This is a genomic window from Bradyrhizobium nivariense, from assembly GCF_029846695.2.
Lineage (GTDB): Bacteria > Pseudomonadota > Alphaproteobacteria > Rhizobiales > Xanthobacteraceae > Bradyrhizobium.
In genome coordinates this window covers 119,699-140,271 of sequence record NZ_JARWCR020000008.1, presented here as the reverse complement: position 1 = coordinate 140,271, position 20,573 = coordinate 119,699, and the positions used below count along the sequence as shown (strand labels likewise).

19 protein-coding genes are annotated in these 20,573 nt (G+C 61.1%); 14 read left to right on the top strand and 5 right to left on the bottom strand.

Annotated elements, in window-relative coordinates; all coding sequences use genetic code 11:
* Positions 1-188: 188 nt before the first annotated feature.
* Genes QCM77_RS09585 through QCM77_RS09575 form a run of 3 tightly spaced genes read right to left on the bottom strand, consistent with a single transcriptional unit; the run spans position 189 to position 2,834 of the window.
* Entirely contained in the window at positions 189-1,013 is an 825-nt protein-coding gene (locus QCM77_RS09585) for an ABC transporter ATP-binding protein (protein WP_279683085.1), read from the bottom strand.
* Between the two features lies 1 nt (position 1,014).
* The gene (locus QCM77_RS09580) at positions 1,015-1,785 is read right to left on the bottom strand and encodes an ABC transporter permease (protein WP_279683084.1); all 771 of its coding nucleotides are present in this window, start codon (positions 1,783-1,785) and stop codon (positions 1,015-1,017) included.
* Positions 1,782-2,834 carry a taurine ABC transporter substrate-binding protein gene (locus tag QCM77_RS09575; protein WP_279683082.1) on the bottom strand — a complete coding sequence of 351 codons (1,053 nt, stop codon included), beginning with the start codon at positions 2,832-2,834 and terminating at the stop codon, positions 1,782-1,784. Before QCM77_RS09575 ends, QCM77_RS09580 begins: the two co-directional genes overlap by 4 nt.
* A gap of 355 nt (positions 2,835-3,189) precedes the next feature.
* Here QCM77_RS09575 and QCM77_RS09570 point away from each other — a divergent pair, with 355 nt between their 5' ends.
* From QCM77_RS09570 to QCM77_RS09560, 3 genes are all read left to right on the top strand, one after another.
* Positions 3,190-4,191, top strand: a complete 1,002-nt coding sequence (locus QCM77_RS09570; RefSeq protein WP_279683081.1) for an alpha/beta hydrolase — start codon at positions 3,190-3,192, stop codon at positions 4,189-4,191.
* Between the two features lie 142 nt (positions 4,192-4,333).
* Entirely contained in the window at positions 4,334-5,116 is a 783-nt protein-coding gene (locus QCM77_RS09565; RefSeq protein ID WP_279683079.1) for a MetQ/NlpA family ABC transporter substrate-binding protein, read from the top strand.
* A gap of 78 nt (positions 5,117-5,194) precedes the next feature.
* Positions 5,195-6,253 (top strand): LLM class flavin-dependent oxidoreductase, encoded by a 1,059-nt coding sequence (locus tag QCM77_RS09560; protein WP_279683077.1) that lies wholly within the window; start codon positions 5,195-5,197, stop codon positions 6,251-6,253.
* Positions 6,254-6,362: 109 nt separating this feature from the next.
* Here the strand turns inward: QCM77_RS09560 and QCM77_RS09555 are convergent, their stop codons facing one another.
* Complete coding sequence (locus QCM77_RS09555) at positions 6,363-7,400, bottom strand: aldo/keto reductase (protein WP_279683075.1); 1,038 nt, start codon at positions 7,398-7,400, stop codon at positions 6,363-6,365.
* A 161-nt stretch (positions 7,401-7,561) separates the two neighbouring features.
* Here QCM77_RS09555 and QCM77_RS09550 point away from each other — a divergent pair, with 161 nt between their 5' ends.
* The 10 genes from QCM77_RS09550 (at position 7,562) to QCM77_RS09505 (ending at position 18,184) form a co-directional block, all read left to right on the top strand.
* Positions 7,562-8,401: an ABC transporter permease gene (locus tag QCM77_RS09550; RefSeq protein ID WP_279683073.1), complete on the top strand. Its 840-nt coding sequence runs from the start codon at positions 7,562-7,564 to the stop codon at positions 8,399-8,401.
* Between the two features lie 50 nt (positions 8,402-8,451).
* The gene (locus tag QCM77_RS09545) at positions 8,452-9,450 is read left to right on the top strand and encodes an ABC transporter substrate-binding protein (RefSeq protein ID WP_279683071.1); all 999 of its coding nucleotides are present in this window, start codon (positions 8,452-8,454) and stop codon (positions 9,448-9,450) included.
* A gap of 26 nt (positions 9,451-9,476) precedes the next feature.
* Complete coding sequence (locus QCM77_RS09540) at positions 9,477-10,247, top strand: ABC transporter ATP-binding protein (protein WP_279683070.1); 771 nt, start codon at positions 9,477-9,479, stop codon at positions 10,245-10,247.
* 16 nt (positions 10,248-10,263) lie between these two features.
* On the top strand, positions 10,264-11,346 hold the full coding sequence (locus tag QCM77_RS09535) for an LLM class flavin-dependent oxidoreductase (protein ID WP_279683067.1): 1,083 nt from the start codon (positions 10,264-10,266) through the stop codon (positions 11,344-11,346).
* A gap of 22 nt (positions 11,347-11,368) precedes the next feature.
* The gene (locus QCM77_RS09530; protein WP_279683066.1) at positions 11,369-12,724 is read left to right on the top strand and encodes an LLM class flavin-dependent oxidoreductase; all 1,356 of its coding nucleotides are present in this window, start codon (positions 11,369-11,371) and stop codon (positions 12,722-12,724) included.
* Between the two features lie 238 nt (positions 12,725-12,962).
* Complete coding sequence (locus QCM77_RS09525) at positions 12,963-13,784, top strand: CmcJ/NvfI family oxidoreductase (RefSeq protein ID WP_279683064.1); 822 nt, start codon at positions 12,963-12,965, stop codon at positions 13,782-13,784.
* A gap of 95 nt (positions 13,785-13,879) precedes the next feature.
* Positions 13,880-14,848 (top strand): ABC transporter substrate-binding protein, encoded by a 969-nt coding sequence (locus QCM77_RS09520; RefSeq protein ID WP_279683062.1) that lies wholly within the window; start codon positions 13,880-13,882, stop codon positions 14,846-14,848.
* Positions 14,849-14,858: 10 nt separating this feature from the next.
* Complete coding sequence (locus QCM77_RS09515) at positions 14,859-15,755, top strand: ABC transporter permease (protein WP_279683061.1); 897 nt, start codon at positions 14,859-14,861, stop codon at positions 15,753-15,755.
* A complete protein-coding gene (locus QCM77_RS09510; RefSeq protein WP_279683059.1) occupies positions 15,728-16,504 on the top strand; it encodes an ABC transporter ATP-binding protein in 777 nt (258 codons plus the stop codon). The genes QCM77_RS09515 and QCM77_RS09510 overlap by 28 nt, the downstream gene beginning before the upstream one ends.
* 300 nt (positions 16,505-16,804) lie before the next feature.
* On the top strand, positions 16,805-18,184 hold the full coding sequence (locus QCM77_RS09505; RefSeq protein ID WP_279683057.1) for an LLM class flavin-dependent oxidoreductase: 1,380 nt from the start codon (positions 16,805-16,807) through the stop codon (positions 18,182-18,184).
* Positions 18,185-18,255: 71 nt separating this feature from the next.
* Here the strand turns inward: QCM77_RS09505 and QCM77_RS09500 are convergent, their stop codons facing one another.
* The gene (locus QCM77_RS09500; protein WP_279683055.1) at positions 18,256-19,206 is read right to left on the bottom strand and encodes an aliphatic sulfonate ABC transporter substrate-binding protein; all 951 of its coding nucleotides are present in this window, start codon (positions 19,204-19,206) and stop codon (positions 18,256-18,258) included.
* 268 nt (positions 19,207-19,474) lie between these two features.
* Between QCM77_RS09500 and QCM77_RS09495 the strand changes: the two genes are divergently transcribed.
* Entirely contained in the window at positions 19,475-20,356 is an 882-nt protein-coding gene (locus QCM77_RS09495; protein WP_279683054.1) for an alpha/beta fold hydrolase, read from the top strand.
* Positions 20,357-20,573 lie beyond the last annotated feature (217 nt).

Below are 20,573 nucleotides of genomic sequence, written 5' to 3'. Positions count from 1 at the left end.
CAGGGGCGATCATTCGAAGCAGGAACACGCTGTCGAGTCTTCTCGTCCGATGCTCGCTGGGGACCTGATTGAAACTGCATGACCGCTCCACGACTGACAGGCAATCGAGCCATTTTCGTTGCGTGCCAGTCAATATCGGCGGAGAAACAAGAATGAGTTGGTCGTGCAGCGATAGCGATTGCCGGGAGTCACGTCGTCGGACCGAACTCCTGTGCAATGGTCTTCTCGCGAGGAGAGGCTGTTTGCGAACGCAGCATCGCCAGGATCGATCGCTTCAACTCTCCGAAGGGTGATGTCGCGACGATGTCTTGATAGATTCGGGGCCGTTGAAACGGAACGGCGATCTCGTGGACGATCCGGCCGGGCCGGCTGGTCATGATGGCAATACGATCTGCCAGGAATAGCGCTTCCTCGATGTCGTGCGTGACGAACAGAACGGTCGAGCGGCGCTTTTCGCGAGCGGCCAACAGCAGCTCCTGCATGGTGAGCCGGGTCTGGGCATCCAGCGCCCCAAAGGGTTCGTCCATCAGCAAGAGCAACGGCTGCGAGATCCAGGCCCGGGCAATGGCGACGCGCTGGCGCATTCCGCCTGAGAGCTCATAAACGGCATGACGCTCGAAGCCGCGCAGTCCCATGACCTCGATCAGCTCTTGTGCCGCAGCCCGATACTCGGCCACAGGGCGTCCGGCCAGTCGTGGTGCGAAGGTGATGTTGTCGAATACGGAGATCCAGGGAAACAACGTGGCTTCCTGGAACACGATGCCACGGTCCGGGGATGGGCGGCAGACTGCCTTGCCGCCGATCCGGACGTCGCCGCGGGTCGGCTGATCAAAGCCCGCAAGCAGGTCCAGCACAGTCGACTTGCCACAGCCGCTCGGCCCCAGGAGGCAGACGAATTCGCCTTCGGCGATGTTGAGAGACAGACCATCGAGCGCAACGGTCGTGCGACGGGCGCGCACGTCCTCGAAGCTCTTCTCGACGTTCTTCAGCACGATGAGCGGAGAGCCGGCCATCTCAAGCGCGTCCCGCCCACGGGGCCAACCAACGCTGGAGGCCGACGAGGGCAAGATCCAACGCGTACCCTGTGCCGCCCAGAAGAACGATGCCGAGCATGACAATGTCGGTGCGCAGGTAGGCGCCCGCATTGACGACCATCCAGCCTATTCCGGCGTCAGCGGCGATCATTTCCGCCGCGATCAGTGTCGTCCAGCCGATTCCAAAGGACAGTCGCAATGTCACGAACAGCTCAGGCAGGATGTGGGGCAGGATTACGTAGCGAAACAGTGTGGCGCCATGCGCGCCCAAAGCCTGTCCGGCCCGGATACGCTGTCTTTGAACGCCGCCGACCGCGGCTACAGTGCCCACGATGATGCTGAGCACGGCGGAAATGAAGATCAGCAAGACTTTTGAAGTCTCACCAATTCCGAACCACAGGATCACCAGTGGGATGAGAGCAAGTTTTGGCAGGGGGCGCAGGAATTGCACGAACGGATCGATCGCGGCGCCGAAGCTCGGAGCAGCGCCCATCGCGAGCCCCAGCGGTACGCCGATCAGCGTGGCGGCTGCAAACGCGCCGAGGGCTCGCGCCATGCTGAGTGCCAGATGCGCCCAAAGCGGTGTACCGCGATAGCCGTCCCGGACAAGATCGAAGGCCGTTGCCAGGATTTCCGACGGCGGCGGAAGCAGCAACGGCTCGACCAAATGAGTTCGACCGGCAATCTCCCATGCCATGGTAACGCCGGCGACAGCAGAGATGCCGATCAGGAAACGTCTGGTGCCGCTCAAGATGGGAACGCGCGGCGCAGCAATGCGTAGTTGACCGCTGGGACGAACGAGGCCGGAACGTCGCCACGCTTGATCTCGCCGGCCTCGGCTAGGAACGCAGCCGCATCATCGAGTGCCCTGATGAGCGGAGCGTCCTTCGCCGCGGTTGGCCCTTCGCCCCAATATTTTGGGCCGAGTTGTTCCTGAAACGTGGGATAGCGGAGCCCGGCCAGCGTGTCGCGGACGGCCTCGAACGGTGCGCCGAAATCCTTCGCAAGAATACGCGAGATCCCCTCTGGGTCGGAACGATAGCGGTCGAACTGCGCCTGAACCGTCTGGAGCCACGCCACGACCGTATCGGGATATTTCTCTGCAAACTCGGTTCTCACAACGGCGCTGTTCCAGACGAAGACGCCGGACGGCTGCAATTGCTCAGATACCAGCAATTGCTGACCGCCATCGGCCAACAGCTCTGCCCAGAATGGCCCGTTGATATAGGTTGCATCGATATCGCCGCGCTTCCAGGCCGCGATCGTATCCGGCTGGCTCAAAGGCAGGCGCTTGATTTTGCTGGCGTCGAGCTTGTTGATACGGATCACGGCCTCGAGCGCGAAGGCCATCGTGGAGGAGGGCGCCACGGCAATCCGCTTGCCTTCGAGATCCCTGAGCGTTGCAATGCCGGGTTTGGCCACGAGCCGCTCGCTGGTGGCAACGATCTCGGGCGAACCTAGGATCTGAATGGGCAGCTTGCGCGAAAGGCCGGCCACGATCGGCGTGTTGCCAAAGATGGCAAAGTCGATCTGCTTGGCTGCGAGCAGGGACAACGCGGGGCCTCCCGATGGAAAGGGTACCCATTCGATTTTGGCGCCGAGAGCCTTGTCGAAGCTGCCGTCGGTCTTGCCGACAACCCAGGCTCTCGCCGCCGTCAGATAACCGATGCGGATGGTGTCCGGCTTCGCGCTGGTCTGTGCCCAACCACGCCTTGTTGATAGAGAGACGGCTCCTACTGCAAGCGCCAAGCGAAGAATATCGCGTCGTCCCGGCCTTCCGTTGCGAATGTATGCCGACATGGTGCCCCCTCATTGAACTGCCGTAGCGCCGCGTGCAGCGCGAATGCGAGCGGCAGATCGGCATTGCGTCGGTATCGAGTCAATCCGCGCAGAAAAATAAGGCGTTCATTTCAAGGGAGATCAGTCGTTCGACAGGATTCTTTCCTCGATAAGCGCACGGATAATTTTTCTTGCTCTGACATCCGCCCCAAATGCGTGCAGCTCAGATTAATGCGAGATGCGCTGGAGTTGAATCATTCTCATTACGCCGAACTATTTGGAATTGACGGGCGCGGGCATGAGCGACGAAATGCGCTGAGAAGATTTTCTTGCAAGGCTGCGATCAAATCGACGCTTGCAATTTGAGGGAAGTCATATGAAGCGCTTACTCTTCTCTTCACTTCTGGCGTCGCTCTCGCTGGCATCGCCGCCGGCTTGGGCAGGAGAGCCTGTGCAGCTCGTCACGGAAGACTTTCATATTTCGTCCGAGACGCCCGGCGTTCAGCTCTTTCTACGAAACAAGCATCCCAAGGGACTGAAGAGCTTCAGTGCGGCCCGCACCGTGCTCTACATCCATGGATCGACCCAGCCTTCGGAGACGGTGTTCGATCTCGCGGTTGGAGATGGATCCTGGGCCGACCATATCGCATCGCAAGGCTATGATGTTTGGCTCGTCGACGTGCGGGGGTATGGCGGCTCGACTCCACCTGCCGACCAGTCGAAGCCGTTTGCCACGACCAGAGATGCCGTCGAGGATCTCGGTGCGGCAGTCAAATGCATCCTTTCAAAACGCTCTATTTCAAAGGTTCAGTTGATCGGCTGGTCCTGGGGGACCCTCATCACGGGCAGCTATGCAGCCGAACGACCGGAACATGTGGCCAGCCTGGTTCTGCTTGCACCGCCATGGCTGTCTTCAGGTGGCAGCAAAGCTCCTGAAGCAGCCTGGCAGGAATGGACGATAGACGGTTCGCTCAAGCGACTTCAGACCGGCGTCCCGGACGGGCGTGCCGAGGAGATATTCCCGCCCGCCTGGAAGAAAATCTGGGAGCAGGCTGTCCTGGCAAACCAGCCGGATGCGAAGGCGCATAATCCTCTGCGCTTCCGCTCGCCTACCGGCGTATTGGCCGATGGTGCCGCGTATTGGAGTGTCAACAAGGCGATCTACGATCCCAGCAAGATCTCGGCGCCGACGCTGATCATCCGTGGTGAATGGGACGAATTGACGCCGCTCGCTCAGTCGCAGGCTCTGTTCGGGCTTCTGCGCAACGCACCCGTGCGCCACCTGATCGAAATCCCTCGCGCCACGCACTTTGTCGAAGTGGAGACGGGCCGGGACGTCCTGTTTCGTGAGGTGCAGAGTTTCCTCGACCGCAATTGATGAGACATTGCTGCGTGAGCTTATACGGAGGACGATTCCTTTCACGGTCGCAGCAAATTTTAGTTTAGCGTTTCATTGCGTATGTTGGAAGTTCTTCTCATTATCCGATCTTCTCCCTTCAAGGCATGCAAGATCGAACAAAATGAAACATCGTCTGTTCTCGCTCGTCGCCGCATTCGCGCTCTTCGCCGCGCCCGCCTTCGCCGATCAGAGAATCAAGGTCGGAATATCGGGCGGTGACGCCGAGATCGTCTGGGCCAAGGTCAAGGAGATCGCGGCCAAGGACGGACTTGACGTCCAGGTGCTGGTATTCAACGACTATCTCTTGCCCAATGCGGCGCTTGACGCCGGCGACCTCGATGCAAATGCTTTCCAGCACAAACCCTTTCTTGACAACCAGATCAAGACGAGGGGTTACAAGATCATTCCGGTCGGAGAGACCATCGTCGCGCCTATCGGCCTGTACTCCAGGAAGGTGAAGTCCGTCACCGAGATCAAGGACGGCGCTTCCATCGGAATCCCGAACGATCCTTCCAATGGTGGACGTGCGCTCCTGTTGCTCCAAGCTCAGAATCTTATCAAGGTCAAGGACGGCGCGGCCCTGTTGCCCACCGTTCTCGACATCGTCGACAATCCGAAGAAGCTGAAGCTTCGCGAGATCGACGCGGCCCAGCTTCCGCGCAGCCTCGATGACGTCGATGCCGGGGTGATCAACACCAACTACGCCGTTCCCGCGGGACTGATCCCGGGCAAGGATTCCATCGCGATCGAATCCCCCGTCAACAACCCCTACAACAATTTCATCGCTGTCCGTGAGCGCGATAAGGACGCTGCCTGGGTGCCCAAGCTGGTGCGCGCCTATCAGAACGACACCATCCGCCAACTCATCAAGGACAAGCTGCCCGGCCAGATTCCCGCGTTTTGAGCGAATGCGGCGGACGCCAGCTGGTCTAGGCCCGGTCCTTGGCCGGTGCTGTAGCTATCAGCACGAGGATTGAATTAGATGGTACTCCCCCTGCGATTTGGTGTGTGGGCGCTCACGCATGGCAGCTGGGCGTCGCGCCATCATCCAAAGGATCCGCCGGATGCCTCATGGGAGCGCGTCCGGCGTCAGATCCTCGAAGCGGAATCGCTCGGCTATGACTCGACACTTCTGGCCCAGCACATCATCCATCCGAGCGGTGACGATCAGGACCTGCTGGAGACCTGGACGGGTGCTGCGGCCCTTGCATCCATCACGGAGAGGATCGAGCTGATCGCGGCCATCAAGCCGCTGTTGCAGCACCCGGTGGCGCTTGCGAAAATGGCCTTGCAGATCGAGGACATCAGCGGCGGTCGCTTCGGGATCAACCTTGTCAATGCCTGGTATCGCCCGGAGCTGGAGCGCGCCGGTATCGGCTTCCCCAAGCATGACGATCGCTACGCCTATGGCCGCGAGTGGATCGAGATCGTGGAGGGGTTGGCATCAGGCCGTCGCGTCGACTTCAAGGGCCGCCATTTTAATGTCGATTCCTACCAGCTACGACCCAGCGACAGATACCGTACCCGGCCAACCATCTATCTCGGCGGCGAGTCCGAGGCGGCGCGTGCGCTGGCGGCCGATTTTGCCGACGTCTATTTCATGAACGGGCAACCGCTGGACGATATTCGCGCATTGGTCCAGGACGTGGCGCGGAGGCGGCGGCGCGGCGCGCCGATACGCTTCGGGTTGGCCGGCTTCGTCGTGGCGCGCGAGACGGATGCGGAAGCGCAGGCCGAACTGGCCGACCTGTTCGCGATCTCGGAGAAGGACAAGCCGACGCGGGCGCGGCTCGTCGGCAACGCTGATCCGGAAGCGCAGATGTTCAAGACCGCAGCAAAGGAGGCGAGGGTCGGGACCAATGGCGGCACGTCCGCGCGCCTGGTCGGCAGCTACGATACGGTTGCCCAGCGGATCATCGAGTTCAATACGATCGGCGTCGAGTTGTTCATGCTGCAATTCCAGCCCGTCGACGAGAACATGCGACGCTTCGCTGAACATGTGATCCCGCGGGTGCGCTACCTGCAGGCCAAGGCGGCCTGACGGTCCCGACAGGATCAGACGATCTTTCCTGTCGATGACCGGCTTTCGATCCTGTCGCCTTGGACGCAACTTCTGTTTTGGATCCGCAGCGATTCTTGGGATGCAATCTTCAATGGCTGTGAATTATTGGACGACGAAACAGATGTCTGAGGTCCGCGCCCGCGGTGTGGCCTGATTGAAGCTTCTCATTTCGGTCGTGTTGAACCTGCTGCGGGCGATAAGCCTCTTCGAGCGTGTCCAGCTCCTGGTCCGTGAGCTGGATGTCGAGCGCGGCCACGGCATCGTCGATATGATGGGCCTTGGTCGCTCCTAGTATCGGAGCCGTCACCGCAGGGTTATGCAGCAACCAGGCGAGTGCGACCTGGGCAGGTTTGCAGCCGCGAGCCTTCGCCACGGTGAATACCCGGTCGATCACTGCATCGTCGTCCGGCCGCGAGAAGTCCTTGACGACCCGTGACCGTTCGGTGTTGTCGCGTCGGCTGCCGGCAAGCAGCCCCCTCGCCAAAGGGCTGTAAGGAATTATTCCAACGCCTTGGTCACGACAGAAAGGAATCATCTCTCGCTCCTCTTCGCGATAGAGAAGATTATACTTGTTTTGCATGGTGACGAATTTCGCCAGCCCGTTGGCCTGGGCAAGGGCTTGCAGCTTTGCAAACTGGAAAGCGTGCATGCTCGAAGCGCCGATATGGAGCGCCTTGCCGGCGCGTACCACTGCATCGAGCCCCTCAAGGATCTCCTCGAAGGGCGTAAGCGGGTCGAGGCGATGAATCTGATAAAGATCGACATAGTCGGTGCCGAGGCGACGCAAGCTGTCGTCGATGGCATGCCGAATGTGTTTTCGCGACAAACCGTTCTGATTGGTTCCGGCCCCCGTTGCAAAGAAGACCTTGGTGGCGATAACGACCTGGTCGCGCCCCCCGGAGAAACGTTTCACCGCCCGGCCCAGGATCTCTTCACTGAGGCCGGATGAATAGGAGTCGGCGGTATCGAAGAAGGTGAAGCCGGATTCGAAGGCGCGACGATAGTGGTCCTGCGCTTCCTCTTCGCTCAACGCCCACGGCATCCAGTCCTTCGATCCATAGCTTGAACATCCGAAGGCGATTCGTGACACCTGAATTCCGGTGCTTGCGAGCGTCCCGTATTTCATCTGCAAATTCCTTCACTGTCGCTGAGGCTGTTCCGAGATGCGTCATCACGCGTGGGATCAAACTATGGAATATTTTGTCTGCCGAATTGGTCTAGTTTGGTTTCGCTGCAAGGACACATTCGCGCGCGTGATCTCCGCCCGTTGCGTATCAAGGCATGGCTATGTCGGTCGAGTCGATTCAAACTGTCGTTGATGTTCAGACTGCGCGGAAGCACAGCCGCACAATTGCGGCCTCTCTCGCCGCAAAGCTTCCCTGGATTCCCATCGTCCAGATCCTCGTCGTCGCCGCGATCCTGCTGGCAGTGCAAATTGCAGTCGATAGTGGCGCAGTAAAACGCATCTATCTGGCATCACCGACGCAGATCGCCGCTGCTTTTCCTCAGCTATTCACCAGGGAGAATTTGCTATTTCACCTCTCGGTGACACTCGCTGAAGCTGGCGTTGGCGTGGGACTTAGCGCGGTCCTCGGCATCGCAACAGGGATCGGGATGGGCCTCTTTCCGAAGGTGCATCAGTTCTTGAACCCCTTCCTGGTCTGGCTCATGGCGATCCCCAAGGTCACCATTATTCCCTTGCTCACGCTCTATCTGGGTCTGGGTTTCGAGCACAAGGTGTTCATCATCTTTCTGTTTTGCTATTTCCTCTTCGTCTTCAATACGATCGCCGGTATCAAGCAGGTCCAGGAAAGTCACATCAAGGTCGCGCGGACGCTCGGGGCGAGCCGGCGCCAGATCATCTGGAAGGTCGTGCTGCCATCGGCCACGCCGTCGATCATGGCGGCGGTGCGCATCGAGGCGGCGACCTGTCTGCTCGCGACGCTTTTTGCCGAGATCGTCGCCTCCAAGGCCGGCGTCGGAAATCTCCTCAACAAGCTCTCGGGCATCTACGACACGGCCGGTGTCTTCGCCCTCGTCATTCTCGTCACGTCGATCGCGCTTTTGATCATCTATCTGGTCGACTTGCTCGAGAGGCGTATCCTGCTCAAGTGGAAATACGTCTGACGGGTCCCGGTCTCGCGTCTTTCCGCCACCATCCACCTCAAGGAACTATCATGCTCTCTACAAGCCTTCCGGCTCGCCTTCTCGGTGTTGCAACACTCACTCTTGGTCTCACGGTGGCCGCCGGCGCGCAGGACAAAAAGACCCTCAAGCTGCAGGACACGACAAGCTATACGCAGCAGCCCATCGTCTTCGGTGTGGAGAAGGGCTTCTTCACCGAGGAAGGCCTGAACGTCGAATTTGTCGGAACGCAGGATCCGGTTACCGCGACCTCTCGAGGCGATGTCACCTTCGCCTTCGGACCGACCAGCGTCTATCTGCGTGCCGCCGCTTTGGGAGCGCCCATCAAAATTGTCTCGGCCGCCTTCCGTTCCAAGGGACCGTATTTCCTGATTGCCCGGAAGGGCATCAACTCCTTTGCCGATCTGAAGGGGAAGACGGTCGGCGTCGGACCAGACACAAGCGGCAATCTCGCATCGGTCGCCCGCTATCTCCTGAAGGCCGAAGGTATTGATCCCGGCCGAGACGTGACGCTCTTTGCTGCGGGCGCGACCGACAAGGCATATGGCGCGCTTGAAACCAAGCAGGTCGATGCGACCATCATCCATCAGCCCTTCGCAGCTCTCGGCGAAATCGAGGGCGTGTCGGGCACACTTGCCCGCGCATGGGACTATCTTCCGACCTATCACACGGGCGTTCTGATCGCGGGCGATGCCGTGATCGCCAAGGATCCCGACCTGCTTCGGCGCGGGCTGCGGGCCTATTTCAAGTCCTACACTTACGCTAAGGCGCATTATGATGAATACCTCCCCTGGCTGCAGGCCCGATTGAAGATCAATCCGGAGGCGGTGAAGCGCGCTATCTATCAGGAAGACGATGTCTGGGACGCCAATCCGGCGGTCGATCCAAAGGCGATCCACGACACGCAGCAGCTCGAGATCGATGTCGGAAACCAGAAGGAGTTTTACGACGCGGCCAAGTATATCGATACGCGCTTCATCCCCCAGGATTATGTGAAGCCGTTCGTCTATCCCGTGCGCAAGGCGCAGTGAGGCAGAGCAAGTACGAGCGCAAAGATATGCCTGCCTTCACGATCAGTTCTCTCGACAAGCTCTATCCGGGCGCGCCGCCGGTGCGCGCGCTCAGCAACATCAGCTTTTCAGTCGAAGAAGGCGAGTTCGTCGTCCTGCTCGGCGCCAGTGGTTGTGGCAAGAGTACGCTCCTGGAGATCCTCGCCGGATTGCAGCAGCCAAGTGGTGGCTCGGCCCTTTTTCATGATAGGCCGATTGCAGGTCCGGGCGGTGAGCTTGGCGTGGTGTTCCAGGATGCCTCGCTTTACCCGTGGCGCACAGTCGCGGCCAATGTCGGACTGGGCCTTGAACTGCGCGGATTGGACAAGGTGCAAGCCCAACGATTGGTCGACGAGCATCTGTCCCTGGTGGGTCTCGACGGCTTCGGCGACAAGTTCCCGCACCAAATTTCGGGCGGCATGAAACAACGCGCTGGCATCGCTCGCGCGCTTGTCGGCGATCCCGACGTTCTCCTGATGGATGAGCCTTTCGGCGCTGTGGACTACGTTACCCGCAACAAGCTGCAGGAGGACCTGATCCGTATCTGGCAGCAGCGCCGGAAGACGATCGTCTTTGTGACGCATGACGTCGGAGAAGCCGTGTATCTAGCCGATCGTATCGTGCTCCTGTCACCGCGACCGGGAAGGGTCGCCGAGATCGTCGCCCTCGATCTGCCGCGCCCACGCCGGCGAGGCGACATCGAGCTCCTGCAACGCGAAGCCCGGATCTATGACGCGCTCCGCGCGCTGGAACCGGGCCCAACAGCAACCGTGGCCTGACAGACCGGAGACCATGATGGCCAAACCGCTCCACCTCGGCTTTCTCTACGCCCCCCAATCCGGGCACCAGACGCACGACGAAAGCTTCGATCCCTTGAATCCCGGTCACCTGACGACTCTGGCCCAGGACCTGGAAAGTGCCGGCTTTACGTTCCTTCTGATCGACGACAGCGTCGGTGATGCGGACCCTGCGCGCAGCGAAGCATTCACGACCGCGTCTTTCCTTGCGACCCGGACGCGCCACATCGGTTTGATCGCCGCGGCCAACACGAGCTACGTCGAGCCATACAATGTCACGAGGCTCGCCGCTTCGCTCGACCACGTTACGCATGGGCGTGCGGGCTGGCTGGTGTCAACCGGGGCGGTGGACCCTGCCAGCGCCAACTACGGGCAAAGTGATACCACATCCGAGGCTCACTACGAGCGGGCCGATGAAATCCTCGGAATCGCGCGCAGACTCTGGGATAGCTGGGAAGACGATGCCTTCGTTCGAGACAAGCAGAGCGGCGTGTTCGTTGATGGCACCAAGATCCATCCCATCGAGCACGAGGGTCCGTCTTTCAGGGTCAAAGGGCCGTTGAACGTCGCGCGTCCTCCCCAGGGCCAGGTTATCCTCGCTCATCGTGTCGTGGACAAGCAGTCGGCGGTCTTCGCTGGCCGACACGCTGATATCGTGATCCTGGGAGCCGAGGCGGCAGATAATGTCGTGACCTTGCGCGACGATGTGTTCAGTGCAGCCAAGAGCGCCCAACTCGATCGGCGGCAATTGCTCGTGTTTGCCGAAGTCGTTCCCTTTCTTCAGGGGAATCTTGTGACAGGCAAGGCGAGGGTGCCGGTCACGAATTACGTCGCTGGTAGCCCGCAGGAGATCGTCGATCAGATCGAGGCGCTGGCCAATGCCTTGGATTTGGATGGTCTGGTGTTGGCGCCTCGCGTCCTGCGCATTGGCCTGGATGCCTTTTCCCGGCATGTCGTCCCGGAGCTGGCGCGGCGGCAGCGGCTGGCAACCGGCAAGGAATCGGCCACCCTGCGCGAGCGGCTCGGTTTGACCCGGCCGCGCAATATCTTCGAACAGCCGGCACGACGGCCGGCAGCCTGACCCATCCCGCGAGCGTTCCATCATGTCCAAGCGAGAACTTCATTTCGGTCTGATGTTTTGGGCTGGCGGGACGCATCCCAGTGGCTGGCGCTATCCCTCGTCGCATGCCGGAGCCGCCTTCGATATTGAGTTTTTGCAGCACGTAACTCAGCTTGTGGAAGCGGCCAAGTTCGACTTTCTCTTTCTGGGCGACCGGCTGGCGAGTGATCCGGCTTTGCAGACCACCAATCCCTCCCAGATGTCACGTCTAGAGCCCTTCGTGTCCGGGGCGAGCCTGGCGGCGGCAACCAGCCATATCGGCATCGTCGTCACGGCAAATCCGACCTACTACGACCCCTATAATCTCGCTCGCATGTTCGCCTCGCTCGATCATCTGAGCCAAGGGCGCGCGTCCTGGAACCTGGTGACGGGCGCGGATGCAATTGCGGCCGGTAACTTTTCCCGCGAAGCTCATTGGGACACCGAGAAGCGCTACGACTGGGCGGATGAATTTGTCACTGTGGTGCGGGGACTTTGGGATAGCGACGCGATTACGCCGCTGCACCACAAGGGGCGCTATTTCGACGTGGCAGGCCCTCTCAACATCAGGCGTCCGCCTCAGGGCCACCCCGTCATCCTGCATGCTGGCACGTCAGATCGTTCACGCGAACTCGGAGCGCGCGATGCCGATGTCATCTTCGCCGGTCAGGCGACGATTGAGAGCGCGAAGGCCTACTATGCCGATGTCAAATCCAGAGCCATCAAATACGGCAGGAAGGATGCCGATATCGCCATTCTACCGGGACTGACCCCGATCGTCGCTGAAACGACGGCGAAGGCCGTAGAGATATTAGACCATCTCAATTCCTTTGTCGCACTGGACCCGGAGGGCGATGGTGGCGGAGCGGGGCGCTACGGTTCTATGGGCGGAATGGGAAAGCGTCGCAACCTCACGGCCGTGTCGGCCGTGATCGGCGTCGATATCGCGGGTCAAGACCGTAACGCTCCCGTCGACCCCCTGGTGCTGGCAGAGGCCAATGAGGAAGGCCAGCGACTATTCGCCCATGTCACGCGTCTCACCCGGCGTGACGTTAAGGGCGCCAGGCGCCTGACCTATCGCGACCTAATCATCGGCCACATTAGTGTCGGTGCCACCGTCGTCGGTGATTCGATCGAAGTCGCCGACCATATCCAGCTCTGGTTCGATGAACGTGCCGCCGACGGCTTCAACATTTTCCCGCCCTACATACCTGAATCCGTCGAGGCGTTTACCAGTCTTGTGGTTCCAGAGCTGCAGCGGCGCGGACTCTATCGAACCGAATATTCGGGTTCGACGTTTCGGGATCATTTGGGCTTGGCAAAGCCTGCGTCGGTACTTTCGAACACGCCCGGCATTTGAACCCGAATTGGCCATCCCTTACGTGCCGTCGATCGCGACTGCACGCTACCGGTCAGCGGAGCCGGTCTCACCGAAGAGAAGCGGATTTCTTCGCGAGTTTCATTTTTGGAGGATCAGATACGCGAGCGCGGAGTCTTTGGTGGATGCTGTCCTGACGCAGGTGAGGCACTGAGCTAACATGACAGCACAAACAAGATGATGGTGCCATTCGCCCGCACTTGCGGAGTAGGAGCAAACGATGACCATCCAGACAGCCGTCGCCCCTCGCAATCTGACTGCGACGCTCCATTATCTCAAGCGTGGAGCCGAGAAACCGACGTTCTACCGCATCGAGCCGCCGCCAGGCGTGCCTCAATGGAACGGTATCGATGACGAGCGCGAAGTCCAGATTGAGGATGCGCGTGGCCGCGAGGCTGAATTCACGCTCGATCGCAGCGGGTTTGCCCTGGTGAATGCGCCCACGGCGGTCACCAGTTTCTATGATGATGAGGAAATCAAGCGCACCTACTATCCTGAGGTCGAGCGACTGCTGCGCGATGCGGTCGGCGCCAGCCGGGTTTTCGTCTTCGATCACAATGTCCGCAATGCCGGGCGCGCAGGGCTCGCGCCGCCGTCGCGGCAGGTCCACAATGACCATACGGTCAATTCCGCTCGGCGCCGGGTCCGGGATCATTTGGGCGCTGAGGCGGACGAGCTGTTGAAGCATCGCTTCGGCATCGTGAACGTATGGCGCCCCGTTCGCGGTCCGGTTCTGGATTCGCCGCTTGCGCTGTGCGACGCGCAATCGTTTACGGATGCCGATTTGATTGCGAGCGATCTCGTCTATGCTCACGTCCGCGGTGAAACATCGCGAGTGGAATATCGGCCCGCGCATCGCTGGCACTACTTCTCGGAGATGGCGACGGACGAAGCTCTCCTGATCCGGATTCATGACAGCGCTAACGATGGACGAGCGCGGCTGTCATTCCATACCTCGTTCGAAAATCCGCTCGCCCCTGGTGCTCCTCCGCGGGAGAGCATCGAGGTGCGGGCGCTGGTGTTCTTTCCCCCTGAGGGATGAATGTAAGACTTCCTCCGTTGCACGGGAGAGGCTGCGCCGCAGAATCTGGCCGGGCAGCGGAGGAGAATGATCGCCCTAGAGTAAGGCACGGCCTCATGATGAACCTCGTTTCTCGTCGTCTCTTCCTCGTTGGTGCCGGGCTTGGGATTGCCACGGGCACCATGCCGGCTCTGGCGGCGTCCGATCTCTCGGGGGTAACGTTGAGGGTGGGCGATCAGGTCGGCCAGCAGCAAAGCAAGCTGCGCGCGGCGGGACTCTTGGATGACGTCCCCTACAAGATCGATTGGTCGGTGTTTCCCGCTGCGGTGAACCTGCATGAGGCGCTCAAGGCGGACGCGATCGATATCGGAGCTGCAAACGATTCGCCGACGGTGACCGCAATCGCCAATGGCTCCAAGGTTCAGGTCGTCGCGGCCTGGGACAATGGCGGCCTCGGCACGTCCTTGCTGGTCCCTCGCAATAGTCCGGTCGAGGCGATCGCAGATCTTCGCGGAAAGACGATCTCGCCGACGACGCGCGGCAGCGTCGCGCACCATCTGGTGGTCGGGGCTCTGCGCCAGGCCGGAGTTGGTCTCGACGAGGTCAAGCTCGCGTTCATGAACCCCGTGGATGCGGCCGCTGCATTCCAGAGCGGCGCGATCGACAGCTGGGCGACTTGGGGCCTCTACGTCGCGCGGGCCCGCGGTCAGCTCGGCGCGCGCATCCTCTCCGACGGCGTCGGGATCAACAGCGGCCTGTTCGTGTTCTCGGCGACGCCGTCCGCGCTGGCGGATGCACGAAAGCGCCTTGCCATGGCCGATTTCTTCAATCGGATCGAACGCGGCTATGTCTGGTCGCGGGAGCAGCGGGCCAAGGATATCGAATGGCTGAAAGCCTTCACCAAACAGGACGATGCGATCGCTGAGGCGCTCTATTTCGAGGACTCGAGCTATCGCCGTATCGCTATCGACGACGCCTTCGCGGACCGTCTTCGGAAGACGTTCGATACATGGACCTCGATCGGGATCCTTAACGGCGATATCGATTTCCGCTCGCGCGTCGTGCGCGACATACCGGTCGGCTGAGCCTGGCGCGATGACCGTGCTCGACCCCGTGGCGGAAGCGCTACTGCATTCTCCGGACGAAGCCGTACAGCCGGCCACATCGGGCCAGGCGAAGACGGATTCGCCGCAGCTTGTCCGGATCAAGCCGAAGCGGCTCGCCAGGCAAGGGTTGCCGCGACCGCTGCGCCGGGCGATCGGCCCGCTTGCAGTCCTCCTGATCTGGGAGCTCGCGTCGGCCAGTGGACTGCTGCCGCAGGACGTTCTGGCAGGGCCGGCAGTGGTCGTCGCGAGTGCATCCAAGCTGCTCGCAACCGGTGAGCTTCAGCAGGCGATCCTGGTCTCGCTTGGCCGCGCGGCCGCGGGACTTGCGATCGGAGGCTCCGTCGCGGTCGTTCTCGCGATCCTGTCCGGCCTGTTCAGGCTCGGCGAAGACCTGATCGATTCCACCATGCAGATGTTGCGCACGATGCCCATCGTCGCCCTCATTCCGCTGTTGATCATCTGGTTCGGCATCGGCGAGAAGCCCAAGATCGCGCTGATCGCGCTTGCAACCGCGTTCCCGCTTTACCTCAACGTCTATGCCGGCATCCGGAACGTCGATCAGAAGCTGGTCGAGGTCGGCCTGACGCTGGGGCTCAGCCGTGCCGCTCTGGTGTGGAACGTGGTGCTGCCGGGTGCGCTTCCCAACGCATTGATTGGCCTGCGCTACTCGCTGGGCGTTGCCTGGCTGGCGCTGGTGTTCGGCGAGCAGATCAATGCCAGCGCCGGGATAGGCTATCTGATGAATACCGGGCGGGAGCTGTTCCAGACCGACGTGATCGTCGTCTGTCTCGTCGTCTATGCGCTGCTCGGGCTGATCGTCGACGCCTTCGTCCGCTTTCTCGAAAGGGTCCTGCTGTCATGGCGGCCGTCGTTCACCGGAACCTGAGCGCCGCCGAGCGGGAGGCGCCTCGTCCTCCCGTGGTGCGCGTGCGCGGTTTAACACGTCGTTTCGGTGCTCGCGCCGTCATCGACGATCTCGACCTCGATATTGCCGCAGGCGAATTCGTTGCCCTGATCGGCGCAAGTGGATGCGGCAAGTCGACGCTCTTGCGCGTGCTTGCGGATTTGGATGCGGAGATCGAGGGCGAAGTCGCCGTACCGGCCCGGCGGGCAGTCGCGTTCCAGGAGCCGCGGCTCATTCCATGGAAGTCGGTCTGGCGGAACGTCGTACTCGGTCTTCCCGGACTGCCCAATCGCGCGCGGGCAGACGCGGCGCTTGGGGAGGTTGGCCTGGGACATCGGGCGGAGGTGTGGCCCAAGGTGCTTTCGGGCGGGGAGGCTCAGCGGGCCTCGCTGGCGAGGACGCTTGTCCGCGATCCCGACCTGCTTCTGCTCGATGAGCCCTTTGGATCACTCGATGCGTTGACGCGCCTCAATGCGCAGACCCTCGTTGGAGATCTTTGGCGTCGGCACGGCTATGCAGTGTTGCTGGTGACGCATGACGTCGAGGAAGCCCTGTTGCTCGCCGATCGGGTGCTCGTGATGGAAGCGGGCGTCATCGCCCATGAACTGGTCGTCGACCTGCCGCGACCGCGCGACATCAGTCGCGAGCGATTCGGCGAATTGCGTCGACAGCTCCTGACGTGGCTTGGCGTGGATCTCCGTTACACGGCCGTTCACGGTGCAGGAGCGTAGCATTATGCCCCTTGCCTTTGCCATTGAGCTTCAATCTCGATCGGTCGGATTCGTGGTTCGTGACGGAAAGCGCTACCGTCTTCAATCGGAGCTCGATGATCTCAGCCGCTTGAACGGCCGGGTGTTTCGATCGCCCCAGGAAGCAGAGAAGGCGATCCGACGGCAGTTGCGGGCGCGGATATCCGGGGCTGTCGCATAGCGCTGCACGATGCTGCTGCAGCTTGCGAGGATGCTCCGAGATCCGTCGGGTCGGCGCCCGCCATCTCGGTGGCCTAAATTTTCAACGAAGAGAGACTACTGATGGTCGCGAAGAAACAAATTCTCCTCAACGCCTTCAACATGAATTGCGTCGGACATATCAACCACGGAGCCTGGACGCATCCGCGGGACCGCTCGTCCGATTACAACACGCTGGCTTATTGGACGGACCAGGCGAAGTTGCTCGAGCGCGGGCTTTTCGACGGGATCTTCATCGCTGATATCATCGGGGTCTATGATGTCTACGGTGGCGGGATCGATCTGACGGCGCGCGAGTCCGTTCAACTCCCGGTGAACGATCCGATCTTGCTTGTTTCCGCCATGGCAGCGGTGACGTCCAATCTGGGATTCGCCATTACCGTGAACGTGCACAACGAAGCGCCCTATACCCTGGCGCGGCGCTTCTCGACCCTCGATCATCTGACGCAGGGGCGCATCGGCTGGAACATCGTCACCGGCTATCTGGAAAGCGCACATCGTGGCAAGGGCGACGGGCATCTGCCCGAGCACGATCGCCGCTATGACTATGCCGAAGAATATCTCGAGGTGCTCTACAAGCTCTGGGAGGGAAGCTGGGACGACGATGCCGTCCGCCGAGACCGGGCGGCCCGCGTTTTCACTGATCCCAGCAAGGTCAGGCCGATCTCGCATCACGGCGAGTTTTTCGACGTCGAGGGCTATCATCTCGCAGAGCCGTCGATACAGCGTACGCCGGTGCTGTACCAGGCCGGCACCTCGCCACGAGGCCGCAGTTTCGCGGGCCAGCACGCCGAATGCGTCTTCATCTCCGCTCGTGACAAGCCGACGGCCCGGAATGCGGTCCGTGCGATCCGGGCGGAGGCCGAACGCGCCGGCCGCCGTCCCGGCGACATCAAGATCTTCGTCGGCATCGCGGTGGTGCCGGGCCGAACCACGGCCGAAGCTGAGGAGAAGCGCGACGAGTATCTGCGCTACGCCAGCCCGGAGGCGGGACTGGCGCATTTCTCCGCCTCGACCGGCATCGATTTCGCTCGGTACGAACTCGACGAGCCCATTCCTTACGCGCCCGGGAACGCGATCCAGTCGGCGACGGCCGCTGCCGCGCAAAGGGGCCTTACGAAGCGCGATCTCCTGAGAGAGCTTGCTCTCGGCAGTCGCTATACGGCGATCACAGGCGACGGACCGGCGATGGCCGACGAGCTTCAGAATTGGATCGACGAAACGGATGTCGACGGATTCAATCTCAGCCGCATCGTGGTGCCGGAAAGTTATGAAGACTTCATCGATATCGTGGTCCCCGAACTTCAGGACCGCGGTCTCTACAAGACCGCATATGCGGAAGGCTCTTTGCGCCACAAGCTGTTCGGTCAAGGGGACCGGCTGCCCGCCCGGCATGCGGCCGGAGCCTTCCAGCCCCGCACGCGTCAGAGCGCTGCAGAGTAGGGGAGAGTACGGGCCATCACACCGCGTGGATGGACAACGACAGCTGGCCTAACCGACTGTTGCTGCCATTGTCATGCCGGCGGCCGCCAGACAATGTCGCGCACCGATATCTGCTTTGGCACCACACCAAGCTTCGTCAGACGATCGGCCGTCTTCTGTTGTTGAGACAGGATCGCGTCGCTGAGCGGCACGACATCGAAATTTGCCCGCGCATTGACCTCGGCGAGTACTCTCGGATTGATTCCCGTCGCCTGCGCCAGCGCGGCCGTCACCTCGTCGAGATGGGCCTTCGCCCATGCGCCCGCTTCGGCCGAACCATCGATGAGATCGCGAATGAGTTCGGGATGGCTATTCGCAAACGTGGAATTTGCCAGAAGAAAACTGGCATTGTCGGGGAGAACGTCGCCGCTATAGGCGAGGACGCGCGTCTCGGAACGGGACTGCCCTAGAGCAAAATAGGGATCCCACACGACCCATGCATCGATGCTGCCATTCTCGAAGGCGAGGGCGGCGTCGGCAGCGCCCAGGCTGACGGAGGTGATGTCGCCAATCGACAGCCCGTTCTGCTCCAGAGCGGCTGCGATGAGGTTGTGCGAACTCGAGCCTTTGGCATAGCCGACTTTCTTGCCTTTCAGGTCGGCTATGGACCGGATCGGCGAGTTACCCTTGACCAGGATGCCCTCGCTCTTCGGTCCCGAAGGCTGCCCGGCGAGATAGACGATCTGTCCTCCGGAGGCCTGCACGAAGATGCAGCCGACATTTCCGGCATTGCCGAAGCTGACATTGCCGATATCCATGGCCTGCAGCAGATTCAGACCCGACGAGAACTCGACCCAGTTGACCGCGATGCCTCTTTTCTCGAAACGCCGTTCGAAGATCTTGAGCTGACGCGCGACCAACGGGATTCCGGTCTTCTGAAATCCGAGCGTCAGAGTTTCGATCGATCCGCTGCGGGCTTGCCGTCCCCCGACGACGATGCTCGACGCGGTCAGTCCGGAAACGAAGAGGCGGCGGCTGATCATAGTCGAGGCCATTCCATGAATAGATGATAGCCGAGCCGCCGGCATTTCGGTCATCGCCGCAGGTGTAGCGATGCGATCCACAGGGGACGCCAAGCCGATACCCGATGCCATTCCAAAATCCCGCCGCACAAGGCAACAAACATCTACGGTGCGACCGATGCTGCACGGAGGGGAGGAGGCAAGTGCCCGGTCGACGACGGTTTCTCTGGCGGGTATCGCGAAGATCGACTAACAGGCGTCCTTCAAAAGGATCACGGGAGAGGCTGCCATGCTCGACGGCTTCCAGCGCTACGATGTCGAGACCGAAGGCGCGACGATCGCCTCGTTTGTAGGCGGGAGCGGTCCTCCGCTGCTTCTGCTCCATGGATATCCGCAGACCCACGTCGCCTGGCATCGTATCGCGCCTGTCCTGGCGCGCGACTACACCGTGGTCGCCACCGATTTGCGGGGATATGGCGACAGCCGCGGCCCGCAGCTGGCCGATGCATCGGCTTACTCCAAGCGGACGATGGCGCGCGACCAGCTCGCCGTGATGAAGCAGTTCGGGTTCGACCGCTTCGCCGTCATCGGGCACGACCGCGGCGCGCGGGTCGGATACCGGTTGGCGCTGGACCATCCTGGAACGGTGCAGGCCTTCGTATCCCTGACAGTAATTCCGACCAGCGAGGTCTGGGCGCGCGCGGGCAAGAACTTTGCGCTCGGCGCCTATCATTGGCTGCTGTTCGCGCAACCCTATGACCTGCCCGAACGGCTTTTGGGCGGCGACCCCGATTTTTTCCTGGATTGGACGCTGCGAAGAATGGCCAAGGACGCGGACGCGGTGACGGACGAAGCCCGTGCGGCTTACCGTGAGGCGTTCCGCCGGCCCGAGGTGCGCCACGCGATGATGCAGGACTATCGCTCCGGCGCGGGTCTCGACCATGAGCACGATCTCGCCGATCGCGCCACCGGACGTCTCCTCGATTGCCCTGTGCTGGTGCTTTGGGAGCAGGGCCGATTCGGCGAGACGGATACGCCGCTTCATATCTGGAAGAGCTGGGCTTCCGACGTCGACGGCTGGGCCATTCCCGGCGGTCACCTTCAGCCTGAAGAGCAGCCGAAGGCCGTGCTCGACGCCGTTGGTCCGTTTCTCGCGCGCAAGATGAAATGATCGAGTGACCCCGCAAAGATTCATGCTGAAATTTGAAGGGCGATTGGAAGGATATTTCCAGGTGAAGCTCAGGGGGAGTGCAATACTTTCTTATTGCGATGCCCGGCTTTTCACTGCACCGGTCGCTCGTTAAACCGGTAGCAGCCGCACGAGCCTGCGCCGCCAACAGCCTCACTTCATATAGGATGGATTCCGTCGGGGGCGACACGACAGGCGC

Bases quoted from the DNA above. Each gene is read 5' to 3' on its own strand.
- QCM77_RS09495 (WP_279683054.1), top strand. From the start codon at position 19,475: ATGCTCGACGGCTTCCAGCGCTACGATGTCGAGACCGAAGGCGCGACG.
- QCM77_RS09540 (WP_279683070.1), top strand. From the start codon at position 9,477: ATGCCTGCCTTCACGATCAGTTCTCTCGACAAGCTCTATCCGGGCGCG.
- QCM77_RS09545 (WP_279683071.1), top strand. From the start codon at position 8,452: ATGCTCTCTACAAGCCTTCCGGCTCGCCTTCTCGGTGTTGCAACACTC.
- QCM77_RS09550 (WP_279683073.1), top strand. From the start codon at position 7,562: ATGTCGGTCGAGTCGATTCAAACTGTCGTTGATGTTCAGACTGCGCGG.
- QCM77_RS09510 (WP_279683059.1), top strand. From the start codon at position 15,728: ATGGCGGCCGTCGTTCACCGGAACCTGAGCGCCGCCGAGCGGGAGGCG.
- QCM77_RS09575 (WP_279683082.1), bottom strand. From the start codon at position 2,834: ATGTCGGCATACATTCGCAACGGAAGGCCGGGACGACGCGATATTCTT.
- QCM77_RS09585 (WP_279683085.1), bottom strand. From the start codon at position 1,013: ATGGCCGGCTCTCCGCTCATCGTGCTGAAGAACGTCGAGAAGAGCTTC.
- QCM77_RS09560 (WP_279683077.1), top strand. From the start codon at position 5,195: ATGGTACTCCCCCTGCGATTTGGTGTGTGGGCGCTCACGCATGGCAGC.
- QCM77_RS09555 (WP_279683075.1), bottom strand. From the start codon at position 7,400: ATGAAATACGGGACGCTCGCAAGCACCGGAATTCAGGTGTCACGAATC.
- QCM77_RS09530 (WP_279683066.1), top strand. From the start codon at position 11,369: ATGTCCAAGCGAGAACTTCATTTCGGTCTGATGTTTTGGGCTGGCGGG.
- QCM77_RS09535 (WP_279683067.1), top strand. From the start codon at position 10,264: ATGGCCAAACCGCTCCACCTCGGCTTTCTCTACGCCCCCCAATCCGGG.
- QCM77_RS09505 (WP_279683057.1), top strand. From the start codon at position 16,805: ATGGTCGCGAAGAAACAAATTCTCCTCAACGCCTTCAACATGAATTGC.
- QCM77_RS09500 (WP_279683055.1), bottom strand. From the start codon at position 19,206: ATGATCAGCCGCCGCCTCTTCGTTTCCGGACTGACCGCGTCGAGCATC.
- QCM77_RS09520 (WP_279683062.1), top strand. From the start codon at position 13,880: ATGATGAACCTCGTTTCTCGTCGTCTCTTCCTCGTTGGTGCCGGGCTT.
- QCM77_RS09515 (WP_279683061.1), top strand. From the start codon at position 14,859: ATGACCGTGCTCGACCCCGTGGCGGAAGCGCTACTGCATTCTCCGGAC.
- QCM77_RS09565 (WP_279683079.1), top strand. From the start codon at position 4,334: ATGAAACATCGTCTGTTCTCGCTCGTCGCCGCATTCGCGCTCTTCGCC.
- QCM77_RS09570 (WP_279683081.1), top strand. From the start codon at position 3,190: ATGAAGCGCTTACTCTTCTCTTCACTTCTGGCGTCGCTCTCGCTGGCA.
- QCM77_RS09525 (WP_279683064.1), top strand. From the start codon at position 12,963: ATGACCATCCAGACAGCCGTCGCCCCTCGCAATCTGACTGCGACGCTC.